The sequence below is a fragment of the Pseudomonas sp. WMBT8 genome, assembly GCF_050916005.1.
GTDB lineage: Bacteria > Pseudomonadota > Gammaproteobacteria > Pseudomonadales > Pseudomonadaceae > Aquipseudomonas.
Genome location: NZ_CP188096.1, coordinates 4,894,188 through 4,912,926, shown reverse-complemented (window position 1 = coordinate 4,912,926; position 18,739 = coordinate 4,894,188). Strand labels below are relative to the sequence as shown.

Here is an 18,739-nt window from a genome sequence, read left to right as displayed (position 1 = left end):
ACTCGCCGCCGTTTTCCAGGGAGAACGGCGTTCCAGGCAGATGATGCCTCGCCGTCATATCGGCTTTTGCCGAGAGTTCTCGCTGAATTTTGCCGTTTATTGAGTGAAAAGCTCTATAGGGAGCTTTTTATACTGCACGCCCGCTGATCTGGCCGGTTTTCCTGTCAGACGGATCTGCCCACAAGGTAGGCCCGGTGACCCAGGCGTACGAGCCCACCCGCTGGTACGCCCGAGACTCGGTGGTTCAATCCAATAACAAAATGAGGTTGTACCCCTATGCCTGTTGGCAACCATCAGCCCCACGGCGAGACCGCTTCCGGCGGCCCGCTCAAACGCGAACTCGGCGAACGGCATATTCGCTTGATGGCGCTCGGCGCCTGTATCGGTGTCGGTCTGTTCCTCGGTTCGGCCAAGGCCATTGAAATGGCCGGCCCGGCAATCATGCTTTCGTACATCATCGGCGGCCTGGCGATCCTGGTGATCATGCGCGCCCTCGGTGAGATGGCCGTACACAACCCGGTGGCCGGCTCCTTCAGCCGTTACGCCCAGGACTACCTCGGCCCGTTGGCGGGCTTTTTGACCGGTTGGAACTACTGGTTCCTGTGGCTGGTGACCTGCGTTGCAGAAATCACCGCCGTCGCCGTGTACATGGGCGTCTGGTTCCCCGATACACCGCGCTGGATCTGGGCCCTGGCCGCCCTGATCAGCATGGGCACCATCAACCTGATCGCGGTCAAGGCCTTCGGTGAGTTCGAGTTCTGGTTCGCCCTGATCAAGATCGTCACCATCATTGCCATGGTGATTGGCGGCGTCGGTATCATTGCCTTTGGTTTCGGCAACGACGGCGTGGCGCTGGGGATTTCCAACCTGTGGGCCCACGGTGGCTTCATGCCCAATGGCGTGCAGGGTGTGTTGATGTCCTTGCAGATGGTGATGTTCGCCTACCTGGGCGTGGAAATGATCGGCCTGACCGCTGGTGAAGCGAAGAACCCGCAAAAAACCATCCCCAATGCCATTGGCTCGGTGTTCTGGCGCATCCTGCTGTTCTACGTCGGTGCGTTGTTCGTGATCCTGTCGATCTACCCATGGAATGAAATCGGCACCCAGGGCAGCCCGTTTGTGATGACCTTCGAGCGCCTGGGCATCAAGACTGCCGCCGGCATCATCAACTTCGTGGTGATCACCGCCGCGCTGTCGTCGTGCAACGGCGGGATCTTCAGCACCGGGCGCATGCTCTACAGCCTGGCGCAGAACGGCCAGGCCCCGGCGACCTTCGGCACCACCTCGCGCAACGGCGTACCACGCAATGCGCTGCTGCTGTCGATCTTCGCCCTGCTGCTGGGCGTGCTGCTCAACTACCTGGTGCCGGACAAGGTCTTCGTCTGGGTCACTTCCATCGCCACCTTCGGCGCGATCTGGACCTGGGTGATGATCCTGCTGGCCCAGCTCAAGTTCCGCAAAAGCCTGAGCCCGGCCGAACAGAAGGCCCTGAAGTACCGCATGTGGCTGTACCCGGTCAGTTCGTACCTGGCCTTGGCGTTCCTGGTGCTGGTGGTGGGCCTGATGGCGTACTTCCCCGATACCCGTATCGCGCTGTATGTCGGGCCGGTGTTCCTGCTGTTCCTGACCGTGCTGTTCTACGTGTTCAAGCTGCAACCGACCCAGGCCGGCGTCGGCTCGCAGCGTTCGGCGTAAACCCTTGAGCCCTGGCCGGCCTGTCACCTGCGACAGGCCGGCCCAGGTTCAGGTGCGCATCAGCGCCCGTTGCGTGCCCTCCGTCAGCTGCCGGACCAGGCGGTTATGTTCGCTGGTTTCCAGGTCAACCAGTGCCTGGCGCCGCTCCAGAAATACCTGCGAACGCTTGTCCTGGAGTTCCCGATTCAACAGGCTGACCTTGTAGCTCACGGCTTGCTTGACCGTGATAAAAGGCTCCGGATGACTGTTGGCCAAATACTCAATCCAGAACTCACTCATCAAAATCGCCTCCTGCACGGCCGGTGATTGGCCGAGTCTGCGCAGGGTGCTGCGAGCCCGGCCCACCACCTCATCGGTGACATAGTCATCCACGGTGTACAGCAGCTCCAGCGGATAAAACGGCAATTTGAATTCACTGGCCAATTGGCTGCGCAGGTACACCGTGACCTCGGCCGGATCGACAGGCAGCCCGGCACGCTCGCGCTCGAGAATGAACTGGTCGGCAAAGTGGTCCAGTTGGTTGAGGTAGAAGCAACTCTCGGCCAATTCCAGCAACGCCCGGTCAGCCAGATAACTGCGCGGTTGCAACTTGGCCTGATGGATCCGGTGGTGCAGTTCCATGTTGGTAAAGGCCAGCAGCACACTGTCGCCGCAGTTGCCGGAGCCGTAGGTGTTGAGGCACACCGCGTTGCGCAGTTGCGTCGACTCGCCCATGGCCTGCAACAAGGTCCAGACTCGCTTGGTCAGGCCAGGCCTCAACTTTTTGTTGCGGTAGGCGTGCGTATTCTTCAGGTCACGCAGCACGCGGAATACATCATCGGCACTCGCCGTTTCATTGGCCTTGAGCTGTTCCCACAATTGTCGGCGCGGCGTTACGTCCTTCTCGGCGACGTCGGTCAGCCAGGTGTCGAAGTCATTGGGCGTCGCTGGGGCATGGGCGGGGGTGCGCAGTTGGCCACCCAGGCGAATACCGGTCTCGAGGTAGTAGCGGTCGATGCGTGCCAGGGTCTCGGCGGTCAGCGGGTTCTCATGCAAAAAGGTGTTGCGATTGGCGGCTTGCAGCCACGGGTTGGTGAACACTTCTTCGGGAATGGTGCTAATCGAGTTGGTCTGCAGGTGCAACTCCTCCAAAACCGGCAGGGCGCCGGCGCCGATCGGCCATTGGCTGATGCCGGTGTTGGCCAGGCGCAGGCGGCGTAGCCGGCTCATTTGGCTGACATCCGGGGTCAGGTCCAGGTCCGGATTATCGTTGAGGTCGAGGTGTTGCAGATTGACCATGCCGGCCAGGCGTTGCACGGCGTCTTCGGTCAGGCGAAGGTCGTTGTCGTTCAGGTCAAGGTGGTTGAGCGTGGTCATATCGGTGACCGCGCTGGGCAGTTCCGTCAGGTAACAATCCAGGCGCAGCACTGCGAGCCCGGTGAGCTTGGTCAGAAAGTCCGGCCCCGAAGCGGGGAACGCGTTACCGGAAATCCGCAGGAATTGAATGTGATTGAAACCGCTGGTCCCGGTTATGAACGAGGCCGGTGGCAAGCCTTCGTCGTCCAGTTGCAACTCCAGTGACGGTACGTTGAACAGGCCGGCCATGTACACCGTGGAGGTTTCCCGGCGCCATGCCGCACACAGTTGGGAGGCGATATAGCGCCGCCTGCCCCGGCCGGTGCCCAACGGGTCGATCAGAGGGTTGTCGGCCGCCACAGGGGTTTCGCTCCAGCGCGTCAGTTGCGTATCCATGGCCTGGTACTCGGCTTTCAGCCGTTCCAGTTCGAGCAGTTTTTCCGGGTCGGTCATGTTCAACGCGCTCAGGAAGCTGCGTGCATCGGCATTGCCCAAGCGCGGGTACAGCTCCTGGACCTTGGCTACCAGGTTCGGCGGCCGTGGCCCGTGAAACGGCCAGAGGCGCTGCCACAGCGGGTACACCAGGAACGAACGATCCAGGCCCATGGGCGGTTGCATCCAGGGCTGCAAGTGCGGGATATCCAGCAGGCCCTTGATCTCCACGCGGCGGGCCAGGGCCTGCTCGGCGATCTGGCGGCGCAACTCGGCAATCGCGCTGTCGGTGTCAGCCTCCAGCAGCACCTGCTCGGCAGCGGACAAGGTGCTGAGAATGACCGCCAGCAATCGGGTCGACGGTTGGCCGAGTGTCTTGCCGTGTTCGTCATAGGCCTGATATCCACGGTTGGTCCTGGCCACGGTCTTGCGTGACGAACCCGCCAGGTGGCCCGCTGTTTCCAGCAGGCGTCCCTGGTCGTCCCATTCGCGGATATCGACGCGCAGGTTCTTCGGCCAGGTCGGCAGCCGGCGCAGCAGGTACAGCGTGATCCGGTCGCTGTCGGCATTGGCGCAGGCGTCCACATACAAGCCTTCGAAGGCACGGTTGAGGCGCAAGTCATGGGTTGTCAGGCGCGCCTGTTCTGACAGGCGCAGGCTCAGTTGGTTTTTTTCATGCAGTTGCTTGAGTTCCCGCGGCGAGGCATGGCCGAGAATCGCCTTGACCGCGTTGTTCGGCAGCGCCGGGTACTGGGTCTTGACGGGGCGCTCCTGGGCGGTGGTTGCGGCCTCGCTGCGCTGGTACATGGATTCGAGGATTTGCCCACGCTCGCGCTCAGTGTATTCGACCATCCGGTTGATCAGTTGGACCAGGCGCTGTTCCAGGGTTTGCGGCAGCTCGCCGAGCAGGGCCAGGGCAAGGTCGTCGTCGGTGACGAGTTTTTCCAGGAGCCCGGGGCTCCTGATGTCCTGGTCGGTGACTTGTACCACCTTGGCCCCGGGTGCTTGGTTTGTTGGGTAGCGCAGGGGGCTGGCGCTGCCGACAATCTCCAGCACGTGGCTGGCGGGCCAGCCTGGCAGGCTGGTGAGGATCAGCAGGCGCAGGTCCGGGTTGGCGACCGAGGTGCTGGGCACCTGATAGAGCGAGACGATGAACTGGGTGATCTGCTGGTCCATCCTGAAGCGCTTACAGGTATCGGCAAGCATCGGCGGGGCCGGCCGGCCGCTGCGGTGGACCTGGCGCAGCACGTGGGCCGGGGTGTCGGTCAGGGCGATGATTTTCGCAGCTTCGCCCTCGTCGACCAGTTGGTGGTCACCCCCCAGGCGGTACAGCAGTCGATGCTCGTCCCATTCCATGGGGTTCTCGCTGGACAGACGCCAGGCCCCTTCACGGTTGTGTTCCAGGGTGGGCGTATCGACGCCAATCTTGTCCGGGTGCTTGAGCCGCCACCGGAAAACCCGCTGGTCATAGATGACGCGGTACAGCGAGCCAAACAACGGCAGGTAATGCTCGCCCTCATGGGAATACAGCCCCTGGGTATCGGGCAGCAGTTTGGCCGGCAGAGACAGGGTGTGCTCGTATTGCTTCAGCGAACCGTCGGCCAGGCGCACATAGCCTTGCGGGTTGCGCTGGTCGCTCATGTACTTGCCCAGGGTGTTTCGCAGGCCTGGGGCGTCGGTCACGCTGGCCATGCCCAGCAGTTCCCGCTCATGGGGTTGCAACACCGAACCGATGGCCAGGTAGAAACTGTCGACGGCCGGTGTTACGGCGATCGTGCCCGCGTTGCGCATGTCATAGGCTTCATAGTGGCCGTCGCCGCTGTGGCGCAGCTCCACGGTGAGATCGTCAGGACCGCTGGAGCGATAGGGTTTGGCGATCCCGCCGTCGCGCACCTCGGTAATCACGAAGCCGCGCTGGAGCCGCTGGCGTACCAGGGCCGAGGCGAACTCCCTGGCCCATTGGTCGGCGTCGTTGTTGAATAACCGTGGGTGGTACAGGCCATCGATGGCCGCGTCGATGCGCAGGCAAGTGCGGTGGTTGTCCAGCAATTCACGAAAGGCGCCGGGCAGTTCCCCACCTTGCAGGTAGGCCCGTTGTTGGCGGGGTGTCAGCGGCTGTTGTTCCAGCAGCCGTTCCAGCAGGGCTGCAGACAAGGGGCGGTTGAGGTCGCGCAGTTTTTTCAGCAGCGGTGTGACGGCCACCAGCGGCGCGGAGGCCTTGACGGGCAGGAAGCGGCGCACAGCGGCGGGCGGCAGTTGCTCGGGTTTTTCATAGCCGGCGTAACTGACCAGCGCGGCAAACAGCGTCAGGCGCTCCTGGCGTGCCAGGGTGACCACGGCCTGGCGCACCGCCATGATCCGCTGGGCCGGTGTGGCATCGGGTTGGTTGCTCAGGCCCAGTTGCGAGGTGCCGGGTTGCAGGCTGATCACCAGGCCCAACAGCGGTTCGGCGCGGTAAGGCACCTGGCCGCTATCCTCTTCGCTTTGGTAGCTGCCGTCTTCGTTACGGATGATCGTAATGGTCGTCGGCTCGAGCAGTGGCTGGGTGCTTTTGCCGAAGGTCTCGATCACGCTGCGCTGCGGATCGCGGATGCTCAGCAGGGCGGTGGCCGGCCATTCGGGCAACTGGGTCAGCAGGCACAACACTACGCTGTCGCCATAGGGCGGTAGATAACCGGCTTGATGGAAGCGCCCGATGATGTGCTGGATCAGTTGGTCGGCTTGCAGGCGCCGCACACCTTCGATCAGGTTCAACGGCGCCGGCTCGCCGTGCCATACCTTGTCGAGGGTTGCACGGGAGGTGGCGGTGCAGAGCAACATTTGCTCGAGGTCGAGCTGGGTGATGTTCGAGGAGTCGCCGGGCAGCATCTGTTGCAGCAACTGGGTATCCGACAGGGCCTGGGCGTTATGCAGGTCGAAGGTCCAGGCTTGCAGCGCCGGGTCGAACACGATGGGTGGCTTGTAGCTGCTGCGCCCGTTCTTGAGCACGTAGCGCTGGGTTTGCTGGTCGTGGGTGACTTCGGCGACCTGGGTCTGCTGTTCATGGTGCAGCTTGACGTACTGCTTGCCCTGCACGGCGAATACGCACAGGGCATCGGCAGTCTTGCCCTCCAGCAGGTAAGGCTCGTCATGGGCGTAGGGGTGCGCGTCAGGCTTCCACAGTTCATCGACCCCGTCGGGCCGCGTCACCTTGCGCGGGTTGCCCAGGCGCTGCAGGTGTTCGAGCATGCGCTGGCGATGGACCCTGCCGGCGATGCTGATCAGGCGCCCGCTGATGGCCAGGTCGGCGACATCGCTGAGGGTCGTGGCAAAGCTGCTGGCATCGCCCTTGGCTGCTTCATTCAGGCCCACGCTGACGCTGTAGGTCATGCTGCCCAGCACCGCCAGTTGCATCACCCGGTTCATTCCCGTGACTCCGCCGGGCAGGGGCGTGAGCAGCAGTTGCAGGACTTCGGCGGCGATGGCCGCAGCGGCGTCCTTGAGTGCTTGCCAATCGGCTTCGGAGCGGGTGTTGGCCAGGGTGTCCATATCGGCCTGGCAGCGCTGGACCTGCCGATAAGTCAGGGTTTGCAGCAGGGTTTCGGCGGGGCCTCTGGGTGGATCGGCGGCGAAGCGGATGTCGTCGAGGGTGCGTTCGGGGAAGGCTGCGTGAAACCCGTCGTACAGCTTGCCGGCCAGCCAGTTCAGGCCTTCGGGGCGCTTCTCCAGGGTCAGCAACGGCTTGAACACCGACAGCCCCACCAGCGGCAGTTGCCGGGCAAACCAGCCGAGGTCGTCCTGGCGATGGCTGTCGCGCAGTTGCCGGCGAAAGTCGGCTTCTGCCGCGCGCGCGTCGGGGTGGTAGCGAAACGCACCGCCGGGGCGGAAAGGGAAATACGACAGCACCCCGAGGCTGGCCACGCGGATCAGCAGGAGCGGCACGGGAATGGCGCTCTCCCAGGGCACGAAGGGCACGGCGGCAATCGGGGTGACGCCCGAGGTCAGGCTCAGGCTCTCGACCGCCAGTGGCGGCCCGCTGCCATCGAGCGAGGCGGTGAGGCTTGCGTACACCGTTTGCGTCAGGCCGTTATGGGCGCGGTTGCGCCAGGCGTCCAGGGCATCGAACTGCAACAGGGCCTGCGCTGCCACCCCCATCAAGCGGCGCAGCGTACCCTGCTGATCGAGGGTGGCCTTGATCTTCACTTGCAGTTGGTGGCCCAGGTCCAGCTCGCGGGCGATGGCGATAAACTCCCGAGCCTTGAGACTGCGATCGCCGTCGGGGCCCACCACTTTGCTGGCGTCGACGAGGCTGTAGCCGGAGTCCTGGCGCAGGCCTGAGGTGAAGCCGAAGTTCACACAGGCTGCTTCCCACAGGGACATGCTCTTGACGTGTTCGATTTCGCGGTAATCGATATCGGAGCGGCGCGGCGTGCGGATGTGGCTGCCGGGCTGGCGATCCCAGGGTAAGGGTTGCTCGATTTTTTCAATGTAGGTGGTGTCGAAGCGGTACTGCTCGGGATCGCGCCCGCCGATCCGGCTGCGCAACTGCGCCAGGCCATCGGCCTTGAAGGAACGCACCACCCGTTCTTTTTCGCTTTCAACGGCCGCCAGTGCCGCGTGGGCCTGGCGTTGCAGTTGCACGAAACGCTGTTGTTCTTCGGTGTCCAGGCCCTGTAGGGCTTGGGTCACATTGCGCTGGATCAGCTCCAGCGCCTGTTGCTGGGCCCAGGAGGTGCTCGATTGCAGATTGCCAGACAGGCCGTTGAGTAAATGATGAGTCGGCATGCGCTCTACCTTTCACGATAAGTGGAAGGCAGATGGAAGCACTGCGCATGCGCGCCCGGGGCCTAACTATTTAACGGGCGGCCCTCACTGCGTTGGGCCTGGTTCAACTGCTTGTTGAACTCCAGCCACGCCGCCAGCCCGGCCATCAACACCAGGCCCAGCAGCGCACTGAATATCTGCATCGGCCAGGCGTCGTCGACCTGGGCGTTGAGCATGTCAGCCAGCGGCGCCAGCAGCACCCCCAGGCAGAACACCTCCAGGGAGTAGCGCCCCATGCGGCAGCTTTGTTGCGCCAGCCAGTTTTGCGTCCAGCCCCGGCCGGGCAGCAGCTTGGCGGTGACATAGGCCAGGGCCAGGAAGTGCAGCAGGCGTACCGGCGACAGGTCGGTCTTGCTGATGGGGTACAGCAGCTCGCTCAACACGGCCGGCATCACGGCATCGTGGATTTCGGGCCAGCGCCAGGACAGGGTGATCACCCCAGCCAGCAGCGTATAGGCCGCCGCGCCAAGAAACAGCGGCTGCCTGTGCAATGGCCGGGTTTGCGGTGCGCGGGGCATACCTGCGCGGATCGCCGCCGCACCGCCGAGGACGAACAGGAACTGCCAGGTCACCGGATTGAAGTACCACACGCCATCGGCAATCGCCGCCAGGTTCCAGCCCAGCCGTGGCGCCAGCAGGTACACCACCATCGACACCACTACCACCGCCAGGGGCTTGCGTACCAGCACCGGCAGCACCAGCGGCAAGCCCAGCAGCAACACGATATACAGCGGCAACGGGTCCATCAGGTTGGGCTTGAAGCGCAGCAGCAATTCATCGGTCAGGGCTTGTTGTGGGTTGGTGATGAAGTGGGTCAGGCCCATTTCCTGCACCAGGTCGCGGGTTTCTACCTTGCTGTTGGCGAAGAACACGATGCCCATCAGCATCGCCAGCAAAAAGATATGCACCACATACAACACCCAGGCGCGGCGCAGGATTTTCAGGCAGGCCATCGGGTAGCCTTCGCGCTGCAACACCTTGCTGTAGGCCAGCACCGAGGCGTAGCCGGCGAGGAACACAAAGACCTCGGCGGCGTCGCTGAAACCAAAATTGCGCAGGGTGATCTGACCGAGCGGGTTGTGGGGCACGTGATCCCAGAAAATGAAGATCAACGCCAGGCCCCGAAAAAAATCGATGCGCGGGTCGCGTCCGTTAAGCATGGCTGCGGGCTCTTGAACAAGTCGTTAAGTAATGACCCGGGATGGTCGGCAATGGTACGCGCCGTACGTCGGGCCGGCGCAGGTTGGCGGTATTTGTAAGCAATTGCAAAGGTTGGGTATTACTGAATGTCTCAATTGCCCGAAAGGGTCATGCCGTTGGTCGTATAAGCGCTGCTACCTGTTATTTCTGACAGTAGACGGGCTTTTGTGAGCATGGCTTGCTTGCCTATCGGCTGCGATAGGCAACGAGGCGTGATGGTGGCATGAGCAGACTATGGATAGGGTTCTCCAGCTATACGGTGATTGGCATCGCCAACACAGTGATCCACTGGCAGCTTTTTTTCGTGCTCCGGGCAGCGCTTGACCTGAGCCAGGCCGTGAGCAATTTCCTGGCGTTTTGCGTGGCGGCGAGCTTCTCGTTTTTTGTGAATGCCACGTTCACCTTTGGGGTATCCGCTTCGCTTGGCCGCTACCTGTTATTCATGCTGTGCCTGGGCAGTTTGAGTCTGGTGGTCGGCTGGATGGGTGACTATTGGCGATTGCCCGGCCTGGTCACGGTGGCGGTGTTTTCCCTCAGTAGCCTGTTGTGTGGCTTCCTGCTGTCCAAGTACCTGGTGTTTCGCAGGCCTGAATCATGAGGCTTTCGCTGATCGTGCCGTTGTTCAATGAAGAACTGGCGATCGAGCCGTTCTACCAGGCCATACGCCGCGAACCATCGCTGCTGGAGCATGAGGTCGAGATCGTCTTTATCAACGATGGCAGCACCGACCGCACGCTGGAGATCGCCAGGGATATCGCGCTGCTTGATCGCAACGTGGTGCTGATCAACTTTTCGCGCAACTTCGGCAAGGAGCCGGCGTTGTTTGCCGGCCTTGAGTACGCCAGTGGCGAGGCGGTGGTGCCGATGGACGCCGACCTGCAAGACCCGGTGGAGGTGGTTGCTTGCCTGATCGAGAAATGGCAGCAGGGCGCCGATGTGGTCCTGGCCAAACGCCGCGACCGCTCCAGCGATGGCTACCTAAAACGCCACAGCGCCTCGCTGTTCTACCACCTGCTCAATCGCATCGCTTACACCCATATCGAAGAAAACGTCGGCGACTTCCGCCTGATGGATCGCAAGGTGGTGGACGTGATCAAGGCGCTGCCAGAGCAGCAACTGTTCATGAAGGGCGTGTTGTCCTGGGCAGGGTTCACCGTGGCGATTGTCGAATATGACCGGGCCTCACGGGTGGCTGGCCAGAGCAAATTCAATGCCTGGAAGTTGTGGAACCTGGCGCTGGAGGGCATCACTTCGTTCAGTACCTTGCCGTTGCGGTTATGGAGTTATATCGGTGCCGGTATTTCGTTATTGGCACTGGGGTATGCGGGGTACCTGATTGTCGACAAGTTGCTGTTTGGCAATGAGGTGCCGGGGTATCCGTCGTTGATGACGGCGATCCTCTTTCTGGGCGGTGTGCAACTGATCGGAATAGGCATATTGGGGGAGTATGTGGGGCGGATCTATATGGAGGCTAAGCATCGGCCGAGGTATGTAGTGAAAGAAGTAGTTCGGAACATGGCTCGGAGGTAGGTGCGATGTGGAATCAAAGGGAGTTGAGCCGAAAAGAAATAATGATAGTGTTTGTAGTGCTTTCCTTCGCTTATATTTATCCACTTGTTCATGCGGACTATGCCTATGTCGATGATAATTGGCGAGCTTTGCATCAGGCGCAAGAAGCGTGGAAAAATCAAGGCCGGATCTTGCTTGAAGTGTTGCATAGGGTCTTGACGTTTACCGGTGGTACAACCAATATATTTCCTCTGCCGCTGTTGATATCTGTATTCGCACTTGCATTGGCCATGACGCGGTTGACCCTGTGGTATTTTACTCACCCCTGTATTTTAAGTTGCCTGGTGGTGTTGCCCATTTTATGTAACCCCTTTTTCTTGGGCAATCTGACTTATCAGTTTGATGGTCCAGGCATGGTGTTGGCGGTTGTTGCGATCATTTATGCAATTACCTGCACTATTGAGCATGTGGTTTATCGGGGTTTTGCATCCGCATTATTGATAGCTATTTCATTGAGCTTGTACCAGCCCACCCTGTCGCTGTTTGTTGGCTTGAGCATTGTTGAATTCGTCTGTGGAGTAAAAAATAGGATTTCTACCGTTAAAGCTTTGTCATTAGCTACGCAGAGGTTTGTGCAACTGACTGCAGGAAGCCTGATCTATGCTCTGACTGCCTACCAGTTGACTGTGGATGGACGAGGAAACTTGAGTGTTTTTGACGCTAGATGGCTTGAGGTAGCGGGTCAAAAACTGATCTTCGCTATGGAACAGGTTGGTCTATTGGTTAACCCTGGGGCAATTTATTTTACTGTTTTGTTGCTGCTTGTCGCGACGTTTGCGTTTGTTTTATTTATGAAAAATATCGTTGATATGCCAGGAGGAGTACTCAGCAGAGTTATAGTGCTGGCTGTGTATTTGCTTGGTTTTCCAATATTGCTGTTAAGTATCCCTGGCGTCATGCTGTTTCTCGTGGAGCCAAATCTGGATGCAAGAAATTACATCGGATTTTCCGCTGTCTTGGTTCTTGTCTTGTATTTGAACTATGAGGTGCTGGGGCGAGCTTGGCTAGCCGCTCGATGGGTGTTGGTAGTTCCAGTGTTGTTCATGTTTGCCTTTTGTTATGCCTATGGTCAGGTAATTATCGCGAAAAAAGAGCTTGAGATGGCGATGGCTCAATACATTGCAAAAGACATTGTTTCGGAAAAACAGCTGGGATTGGTACCGGTATTTTATTTTGTAGGTCCACAAACGGGGGGTAACTGGCTACCTCGGGGGCACGATGCCATGACCTATATGCCAGCACTGAGGTATATTTTGAGTAATGCTAACGTCTTGCTGCATCCTCACTTTTTTCCTCGGTTGGGAATCAATAATGTTGTTGGCGGTAAGCGTGATGTTTTTAACAAGTTGGTTGCTTTAAATGGCGTGGGTTCGCCTGTGGTGGACAGTAAGTTCTATTCGATTTATGTGACCTCTGAAGGGGGATACATTGTCATGAAAGAAATACGCGATTCCGAAAACTACAATGACATCCCCTAGAGCCGCTGCCGAATCGATGATCGGCAGCGGGAGATTATTTAAAACCCATCCATCAACAACACCCGGCACGGCCTGGCCTGATACGCATTGATCTGCGGCACCAGGCGGGTGAAGTGTTCGGTCTGGCAGTGCGCATCCAGCGCGGCCTGGTCGGGCCATTGCTCGATAAAGATAAAGTGCCCCGGGTCTTTCTGGTCGATGAACAAGTCGTAGGCAATGCACAGCGGTTCCTGGCGGGTTTTTTCCACCAGTTCGGCGTACCAGGGGCGCACGGTGTCCAGGTGTTCGGGTTGGATAAAGTCTTCAGCAATAACTTTCAACATCAGATCGGTCCTTAGGCAGCTTCTACTTCATGGGGCTCGAAACTGTCGGCTCGCGCCATCTGCCACATACGTGAATAAAACTCGCCGTTCACTTCGCCGGTCAGCAGTTCCCCAGGCTTTAAGAACACATGCAACTGCGAAAACAGTTTGATCTCGGTGGCCGACATGCGCCGTACCAGGTGCTTGGCCGACAATTGCGACGGATGATCAAGGCCGGCCGCCGCGAGCATTTCCGCCAGGGCCTTGAGGGTGTTGCGGTGGAAGTTGAACACCCGCTGGGCCTTGTCCGGCACCACCAGTGCGCGTTGGCGCAAAGGGTCCTGGGTGGCCACGCCGGTCGGGCATTTGTTGGTGTGGCAAGACTGCGACTGGATACAGCCGATGGCGAACATAAAGCCCCGGGCCGAGTTGGCCCAGTCGGCGCCGATGGCCAGCACGCTGGCGATATCGAAGGCGCTGACGATCTTGCCGCTGGCGCCCAATTTGATCTTGTCGCGCAGGTTCAGGCCCACCAGGGTGTTGTGCACAAACAGCAGGCCTTCGCGCAGGGGCACGCCGATGTGGTCGGTGAATTCCACGGGCGCAGCGCCAGTGCCGCCTTCCTTGCCGTCGACCACGATAAAGTCCGGCAGGATCCCGGTTTCCAGCATGGCCTTGGCAATGCCCATGAACTCCCACGGGTGGCCCAGGCAGAACTTGAAGCCCACCGGCTTGCCGCCCGACAGCTCACGCAACTGGGCGATAAAGTGCATCAGTTCAATCGGCGTGGAAAACGCGCTGTGGCGGGATGGCGAGATGCAATCTTCGCCCATCAAAATGCCGCGGGTCTCGGCGATTTCCTTGGTCACCTTGTGCTTGGGCAGGATCCCCCCGTGACCGGGCTTGGCGCCCTGGCTCATCTTGATTTCGATCATCCGCACTTGCGGATTTTGCGCCTGCACGGCAAAGCGTTGCGGGTCGAAACGGCCGTCGCTGGTGCGGCAGCCGAAGTAGCCGCTGCCCAGCTCCCAAGTCAGGTCGCCGCCGTTTTCCCGGTGGTAGGCGCTGATGCTGCCTTCGCCGGTGTCATGGGCGAAGTTGCCGAGCTTGGCCCCCTGGTTGAGGGCGCGGATGGCATTGGCGCTCAACGAGCCGAAACTCATCGCCGAGATATTGAACACCGACGCCGAATACGGCTGCGTGCACTGCGGGCCGCCGACCACCACGCGAAAGGCGCTGGGGTCGCTCAACGGGGCCGGGCGCATGGAGTGGCCGATAAATTCGAAGCCGGACTGATACACGTCGATCAGGGTGCCGAAGGGTTTGTCGGCGCTTTCATTCTTGGCCCGCGAATACACCAGCGAACGCTGGGCCCGGGAGAAGGGCAGGGCATCGCTGTCGGACTCCAGTAGGTACTGGCGGATTTCCGGGCGGATGCCTTCCACCAGGTAGCGGATATTGCCCAGGATCGGGTAATTGCGGCGCACCGCGTGGGGGCTTTGCAGCAGGTCGAACACGCCGATCAGGCTGAGCACGCCGGTCACCAGGGTAAAGGGCCACAGCCATTCGTGTTGGATAAAGGGGAGGCTGGCGAGGGTGAAAATCACACACACGGCAAAGAATGCATAACGGCTAAGCAACGACAGGCTCATACGGTTTCCTTGGGTTCGGACTCTTTCTAACCTGCGGGAGCCGGCTGGCCGGCAATGGCGTTTTCGATCGCGCTATCGCTGGCAAGCCAGCTCCTGCAAGGATCTCCAGGCTATGGATGCCTGTGCTCTCACGGAGTCCCAGCTTACGGGCGAGGTCCTTGCCGGGGCAACCACATAGAACCCGGGCTTCTATCGGTATTGCAATACGTTCTCGTTTAGGTGCATTATTTGTGTTATTGTATAACATATTGATTCTGCTCAAACGCCCCGGAGGCCCTATGAAAGCTGGTATCCATCCCGACTACCGCACCGTGCTGTTCCACGATACTGCCGCCGATGTGTTTTTCCTGATCGGCTCCACAGTCGACACGGACCGCACCTACCAACACAGCGATGGCAACACTTACCCCTATATGGCCCTCGACGTGTCCAGCGCATCCCACCCGATCTACACCGGCCAGCAGCGCAAGACCCAGGTCGAAGGACGGATTGCTGGCTTCAACAAGCGCTTCGCCTCGTTCAGTTCGTCCGGCAAAGCAGCTGAGGCCTAAGGGGCTTAAGGCACACTGGTGGCGAATGGCATCATTTAGCCACTATTGACTGAAAACTGACTAAACTACTAGGTAATAGCCAGGAGGCTGTTACCTTGACCGTAGGAAGCGCACACCGACGCGACTAGATCCGAGGTGTCCCGTGGGAGAGTCAGTTACCTTTTCTGAAACCGATCGTCCCGTGGTGCTGTTGATCGACACCCACCCGGACGTGCATGACCGCCTCGCGCAGCTGCTGCGCCTGGAGCCCTTTGAACTGTGCAGCGCCACCACGGCGGCCGAGGCCCTGGCCATTCTGGCGCGCCAGCCCGTGGACCTGGTGATGAGTGCCGCACGCCTGCCGGATATGGACGGGGCCACGCTGCTGGCGCAGATCCATCACGCCTATCCCCAAACGGTGCGCCTGTTGTTGACCGGCGAGACTGACCTGACCCTGATCATCAAGGCGATCAACGAAGGGCAGATCTACCGCTACCTGAGCAAACCCTGGAAGGATGAAGAACTGCTGCTGGCCCTGCGTCAGTCCCTGGCCCACCAGCATTCCGAACGGGAGCGCCTGCGTCTTGAGCAACTGATCCGCCAGCAGAACGAGGAGCTCAAGCAACTCAATGCATCCTTGGAAAAACGCGTGGTTTCGCGCACCAGTGAATTGCAGCAGACCGCCGACATGCTCGACCTGGCCTACGAAGAACTCAAGCACAGCTACGCCACCGGCACCGAGGTGTTCTCGCTGCTGGCCAACCTGCGCCTGCCGCGCAGCAAGCAGACCAATCGGCAGATCATCGAGCTGGTCCGCACCTGGTGCGTGCTCCATGGCCTGGACGATGCCAGCAGCCGCGACCTGACCATGGCTGCGGCGCTGTACAACATCGGCAAGTTGAGCTGGAGCGACAGCATGATGGTCGCGCCCTCGGACTTGCTGCACAGCACCGACCGCGAGCGCTTTCGCGAGTACTCCACACAGAGCGAGTCGCTGTTGATGACCCTTGAGCCGATGAAGGACGCCGCGCGGCTGATCCGCCATCACCAGGAACGCTGGGACGGCAGTGGTTTCCCCGACCATCTCAAGGGCGAGGCAATTCCCTTTGGCTCGCGCCTGCTAAAGCTGGCGGTGGACTTTATCGAACTGCAGCGCGGCCTGATCCTTGAGCGGCAGATGAACAGCGACGAGGCGCTGCTGTACATCCGCAAATACGCCGGGCGCCTGTATGACCCGGACATGGTCGAAGACTTCGTCCAGGCCTGTGCGGCCTTCCTCAGCGACGTGACCCTGGGCGACCCGATGGTCAAGGTGCTCGGCACTCGCGAGCTGGCCGAAGGCATGGTCTTGGCGCGCAACCTCAATGCCGACAACGGCATGCTGCTGCTCAACGCCGGCAAGGTGCTGAACCTGCCGCTGGTGGACAAGTTGATCGCCTTTGAAGCCATGGAGGGCGCCAAGTACAGCGTGTTCATCAAGGAAGCCGAGTAACCCGAAACCCTGTAGGAACCGGCAAGCCGGTTCCTACATTCATTGCGAGGAACAGGGCAGCCGTGTGATCCTTTGCGCCCTTTACTCCAAGGCGTTTTTTTCATGTCCAAGACCATCCGTATCGCCGCCGCCCTGTTGATCGGCAGCGACGGCCAGACTCTACTGGTGCGCAAGCGCGGCACCCAGGCCTTCATGCAGCCGGGCGGCAAGATCGACGCGGGCGAGCAACCGGCGCAGGCCCTGGCGCGTGAGCTGCACGAAGAACTTGGTCTGCGGATCGACCCGGCAGCGGCGCAGTACCTTGGCCACTTCTCGGCGCCAGCGGCCAATGAGCCGGGGTTTACCGTGGAGGCCGAGTTGTTTGAAGTACGGATCGATGTGCCGGTGACACCCGCCGCCGAGATCGAAGAAGTGCGCTGGATCGACCCGGCCGGCGATGGCGGCCTGCAGTTGGCGCCCTTGACACGTGACCTGATCCTGCCGTTCTATCGCGCATCGCTGACTACCACTGCCTGAACTGTCGGGCGCAAAGGACTGAGCCGTGATCCCCCTCAATGACCTGCTGATTTTTGCCGCCGCCTCGCTGCTACTGGTGCTGACACCCGGCCCGAACATGATCTATTTGATCTCCCGTTCGATCTGCCAGGGCCGCAAGGCCGGGGTGACGTCGTTGCTGGGGGTGGTCGCGGGTTTTTTTGTACACCTGTTTGCCGCCGCTGCCGGTTTGACCGCGGTGTTTCTTACGGTGCCGGTGGCCTATGAAGTGCTGAAATGGGCCGGCGCGCTGTACCTGCTGTGGCTGGCCTGGCAAGCAGTGAAACCGGGCGCGCGTTCGCCGTTCGAGGCCCAGCAACTGCCCGCCGACTCACCGCGCAAGCTGGTGACCATGGGCTTTTTGACCAGTGCGCTGAACCCGAAAATCGCGGTGTTCTACCTGTCGGTATTCCCGCAGTTCATCACCCCGGAGCACGGCTCGGTCTTCACCCAGAGCCTGATGCTGGGCTTTACCCAGATCAGCGTCAGCTTTGTGGTCAACCTGCTGATCTCGCTGTGCGCCGCCAGCATCGCCGCCTGGTTTATCCACAACCCCACGTGGCTGGCGGTGCAGCGTTACTTCATGGGGTTTGTGCTGGCCGCCCTGGCGGTGCGCCTGATGCTGGAGCAACGGCGCAGCGCGTGAGCCGTCACCGCACCGCGCTGACCCCATCCAGGGTCGAAAACGACGTGTCCTTGGCCGTCAGCAAAAAGTCGCGCATGTACGGCGCATCCAGCATATCTGCGCGGATCCCGGCGTACAGCGTGGCGAACAGACCCTTCTCCCCCAGCCGCTTGGCCTTCACATAACCCCGCGAGCTGTACTCGTGCAGCGCCCAGTGGGGCATGCCACACACGCCGCGTCCGCTGGCCACCAGTTGCATCATCATCACCGTCAGCTCCGAGGTGCGCACCTGGGCGGGTTCGACGTCGGCCGGTTCCAGGAAGCGAGTGAAGATGTCCAGGCGGTCGCGCTCCACCGGGTAGGTAATCAAGGTTTCGCTGAGCAAATCCTCGGGCACGATGTATGGCTTGTTCGCCAGGGCGTGCTGGTTGGCCACGGCGAGCATCGCTTCATAGGTGAACAACGGCACATAGGTGATGCCCGCCAGCTCTAGCGGGTCGGAGGTCACCACCAGGTCCAGGTCGCCACGGGCCAGGGCTGGCAGCGGGGCGAAGGCAAAGCCGGAGGCCAGGTCCAGCTCGACTTCCGGCCAGGCATCGCGGAACTGGTCGATGGTCGGCATCAGCCACTGGAAGCAGCTGTGGCATTCGATCGCCATATGCAGGCGCCCGGCAGTACCGCCGGCCAGGCGCGCAATATCCCGTTCGGCACCGCGCAGCAGCGGCAGGGTGGCATCCGCCAGTTGCAGCAGGCGCAGGCCGGCGCTGGTGAAGCGCACCGGCTTGGTCTTGCGCACAAACAGCGGCATGCCCATGCGCTCTTCCAGCTCCTTGAACTGGTGGGACAACGCCGACTGGGTCAGGTGCAGGCGCTCGGCGGCTTCCACCAGGCTGTCGGCTTCGCGCAAGGCGTGCAGGGTCTTGAGATGACGGATTTCGAGCACGGGCTCTCCATGAAGACAATTTGTGACAAGTTCGGATAGCGTGAGTTTGTCTCATGTTGGCAAATCTGTCGACCATGACCGCTGGGCGCTCTTCATCAAACTGTCACGTAAATGTGGCAGCGCGCTTGAACAAACTTCATCAGACTCGC

General features: G+C 60.6%; 13 protein-coding genes. 8 read left to right on the top strand and 5 right to left on the bottom strand.

The features are described from left to right. The first annotated feature begins 276 nt into the window (after positions 1 to 276). On the top strand, positions 277 to 1,695 hold the full coding sequence (locus ACO77H_RS22360; protein WP_170041809.1) for an amino acid permease: 1,419 nt from the start codon (positions 277 to 279) through the stop codon (positions 1,693 to 1,695). Positions 1,696 to 1,743: 48 nt separating this feature from the next. Here ACO77H_RS22360 and ACO77H_RS22355 read toward each other — a convergent pair whose 3' ends face one another. Next, the gene (locus ACO77H_RS22355; protein ID WP_432754572.1) at positions 1,744 to 8,226 is read right to left on the bottom strand and encodes an NEL-type E3 ubiquitin ligase domain-containing protein; all 6,483 of its coding nucleotides are present in this window, start codon (positions 8,224 to 8,226) and stop codon (positions 1,744 to 1,746) included. 62 nt (positions 8,227 to 8,288) lie between these two features. Continuing rightward, positions 8,289 to 9,425 (bottom strand): OpgC domain-containing protein, encoded by a 1,137-nt coding sequence (locus ACO77H_RS22350; protein WP_170041811.1) that lies wholly within the window; start codon positions 9,423 to 9,425, stop codon positions 8,289 to 8,291. Between the two features lie 263 nt (positions 9,426 to 9,688). On the opposite strand from ACO77H_RS22350, the gene ACO77H_RS22345 reads away from it, so the two are divergent. The 3 genes from ACO77H_RS22345 to ACO77H_RS22335 are packed head-to-tail and all read left to right on the top strand — an operon-like array spanning position 9,689 to position 12,512. After that, entirely contained in the window at positions 9,689 to 10,063 is a 375-nt protein-coding gene (locus ACO77H_RS22345; RefSeq protein WP_170041812.1) for a GtrA family protein, read from the top strand. Next, positions 10,060 to 10,995, top strand: a complete 936-nt coding sequence (locus tag ACO77H_RS22340; protein WP_170041813.1) for a glycosyltransferase family 2 protein — start codon at positions 10,060 to 10,062, stop codon at positions 10,993 to 10,995. Before ACO77H_RS22345 ends, ACO77H_RS22340 begins: the two co-directional genes overlap by 4 nt. A 23-nt stretch (positions 10,996 to 11,018) precedes the next feature. Beyond that, positions 11,019 to 12,512 carry a glucosyltransferase domain-containing protein gene (locus ACO77H_RS22335; RefSeq protein ID WP_432754571.1) on the top strand — a complete coding sequence of 498 codons (1,494 nt, stop codon included), beginning with the start codon at positions 11,019 to 11,021 and terminating at the stop codon, positions 12,510 to 12,512. 38 nt (positions 12,513 to 12,550) lie between these two features. Here ACO77H_RS22335 and ACO77H_RS22330 read toward each other — a convergent pair whose 3' ends face one another. Both ACO77H_RS22330 and ACO77H_RS22325 read right to left on the bottom strand, forming a co-directional pair. Beyond that, entirely contained in the window at positions 12,551 to 12,835 is a 285-nt protein-coding gene (locus tag ACO77H_RS22330; protein WP_169954475.1) for a putative quinol monooxygenase, read from the bottom strand. 11 nt (positions 12,836 to 12,846) lie between these two features. Then, positions 12,847 to 14,466: an FMN-binding glutamate synthase family protein gene (locus tag ACO77H_RS22325; protein WP_170041815.1), complete on the bottom strand. Its 1,620-nt coding sequence runs from the start codon at positions 14,464 to 14,466 to the stop codon at positions 12,847 to 12,849. Between the two features lie 278 nt (positions 14,467 to 14,744). Between ACO77H_RS22325 and ACO77H_RS22320 the strand changes: the two genes are divergently transcribed. The 4 genes from ACO77H_RS22320 (at position 14,745) to ACO77H_RS22305 (ending at position 17,668) form a co-directional block, all read left to right on the top strand. After that, on the top strand, positions 14,745 to 15,017 hold the full coding sequence (locus tag ACO77H_RS22320; RefSeq protein ID WP_169954473.1) for a type B 50S ribosomal protein L31: 273 nt from the start codon (positions 14,745 to 14,747) through the stop codon (positions 15,015 to 15,017). A 142-nt stretch (positions 15,018 to 15,159) separates the two neighbouring features. Further along, positions 15,160 to 16,488, top strand: a complete 1,329-nt coding sequence (locus ACO77H_RS22315) for an HD domain-containing phosphohydrolase (protein ID WP_169954472.1) — start codon at positions 15,160 to 15,162, stop codon at positions 16,486 to 16,488. Positions 16,489 to 16,590: 102 nt separating this feature from the next. Continuing rightward, positions 16,591 to 17,004 (top strand): NUDIX hydrolase, encoded by a 414-nt coding sequence (locus tag ACO77H_RS22310; RefSeq protein WP_169954471.1) that lies wholly within the window; start codon positions 16,591 to 16,593, stop codon positions 17,002 to 17,004. A gap of 25 nt (positions 17,005 to 17,029) precedes the next feature. Continuing rightward, entirely contained in the window at positions 17,030 to 17,668 is a 639-nt protein-coding gene (locus ACO77H_RS22305; protein WP_169954470.1) for a LysE family transporter, read from the top strand. Between the two features lie 4 nt (positions 17,669 to 17,672). Here ACO77H_RS22305 and metR read toward each other — a convergent pair whose 3' ends face one another. After that, a complete protein-coding gene (gene metR / locus ACO77H_RS22300) occupies positions 17,673 to 18,590 on the bottom strand; it encodes a transcriptional regulator MetR (RefSeq protein ID WP_032859924.1) in 918 nt (305 codons plus the stop codon). Between the last annotated feature and the right edge of the window lie 149 nt (positions 18,591 to 18,739).

Coding starts and splice junctions, on each gene's coding strand:
- ACO77H_RS22360 (WP_170041809.1), top strand. CDS start 277: ATGCCTGTTGGCAACCATCAGCCCCACGGCGAGACCGCTTCCGGCGGC.
- ACO77H_RS22355 (WP_432754572.1), bottom strand. CDS start 8,226: ATGCCGACTCATCATTTACTCAACGGCCTGTCTGGCAATCTGCAATCG.
- ACO77H_RS22350 (WP_170041811.1), bottom strand. CDS start 9,425: ATGCTTAACGGACGCGACCCGCGCATCGATTTTTTTCGGGGCCTGGCG.
- ACO77H_RS22345 (WP_170041812.1), top strand. CDS start 9,689: ATGAGCAGACTATGGATAGGGTTCTCCAGCTATACGGTGATTGGCATC.
- ACO77H_RS22340 (WP_170041813.1), top strand. CDS start 10,060: ATGAGGCTTTCGCTGATCGTGCCGTTGTTCAATGAAGAACTGGCGATC.
- ACO77H_RS22330 (WP_169954475.1), bottom strand. CDS start 12,835: ATGTTGAAAGTTATTGCTGAAGACTTTATCCAACCCGAACACCTGGAC.
- ACO77H_RS22325 (WP_170041815.1), bottom strand. CDS start 14,466: ATGAGCCTGTCGTTGCTTAGCCGTTATGCATTCTTTGCCGTGTGTGTG.
- ACO77H_RS22320 (WP_169954473.1), top strand. CDS start 14,745: ATGAAAGCTGGTATCCATCCCGACTACCGCACCGTGCTGTTCCACGAT.
- ACO77H_RS22310 (WP_169954471.1), top strand. CDS start 16,591: ATGTCCAAGACCATCCGTATCGCCGCCGCCCTGTTGATCGGCAGCGAC.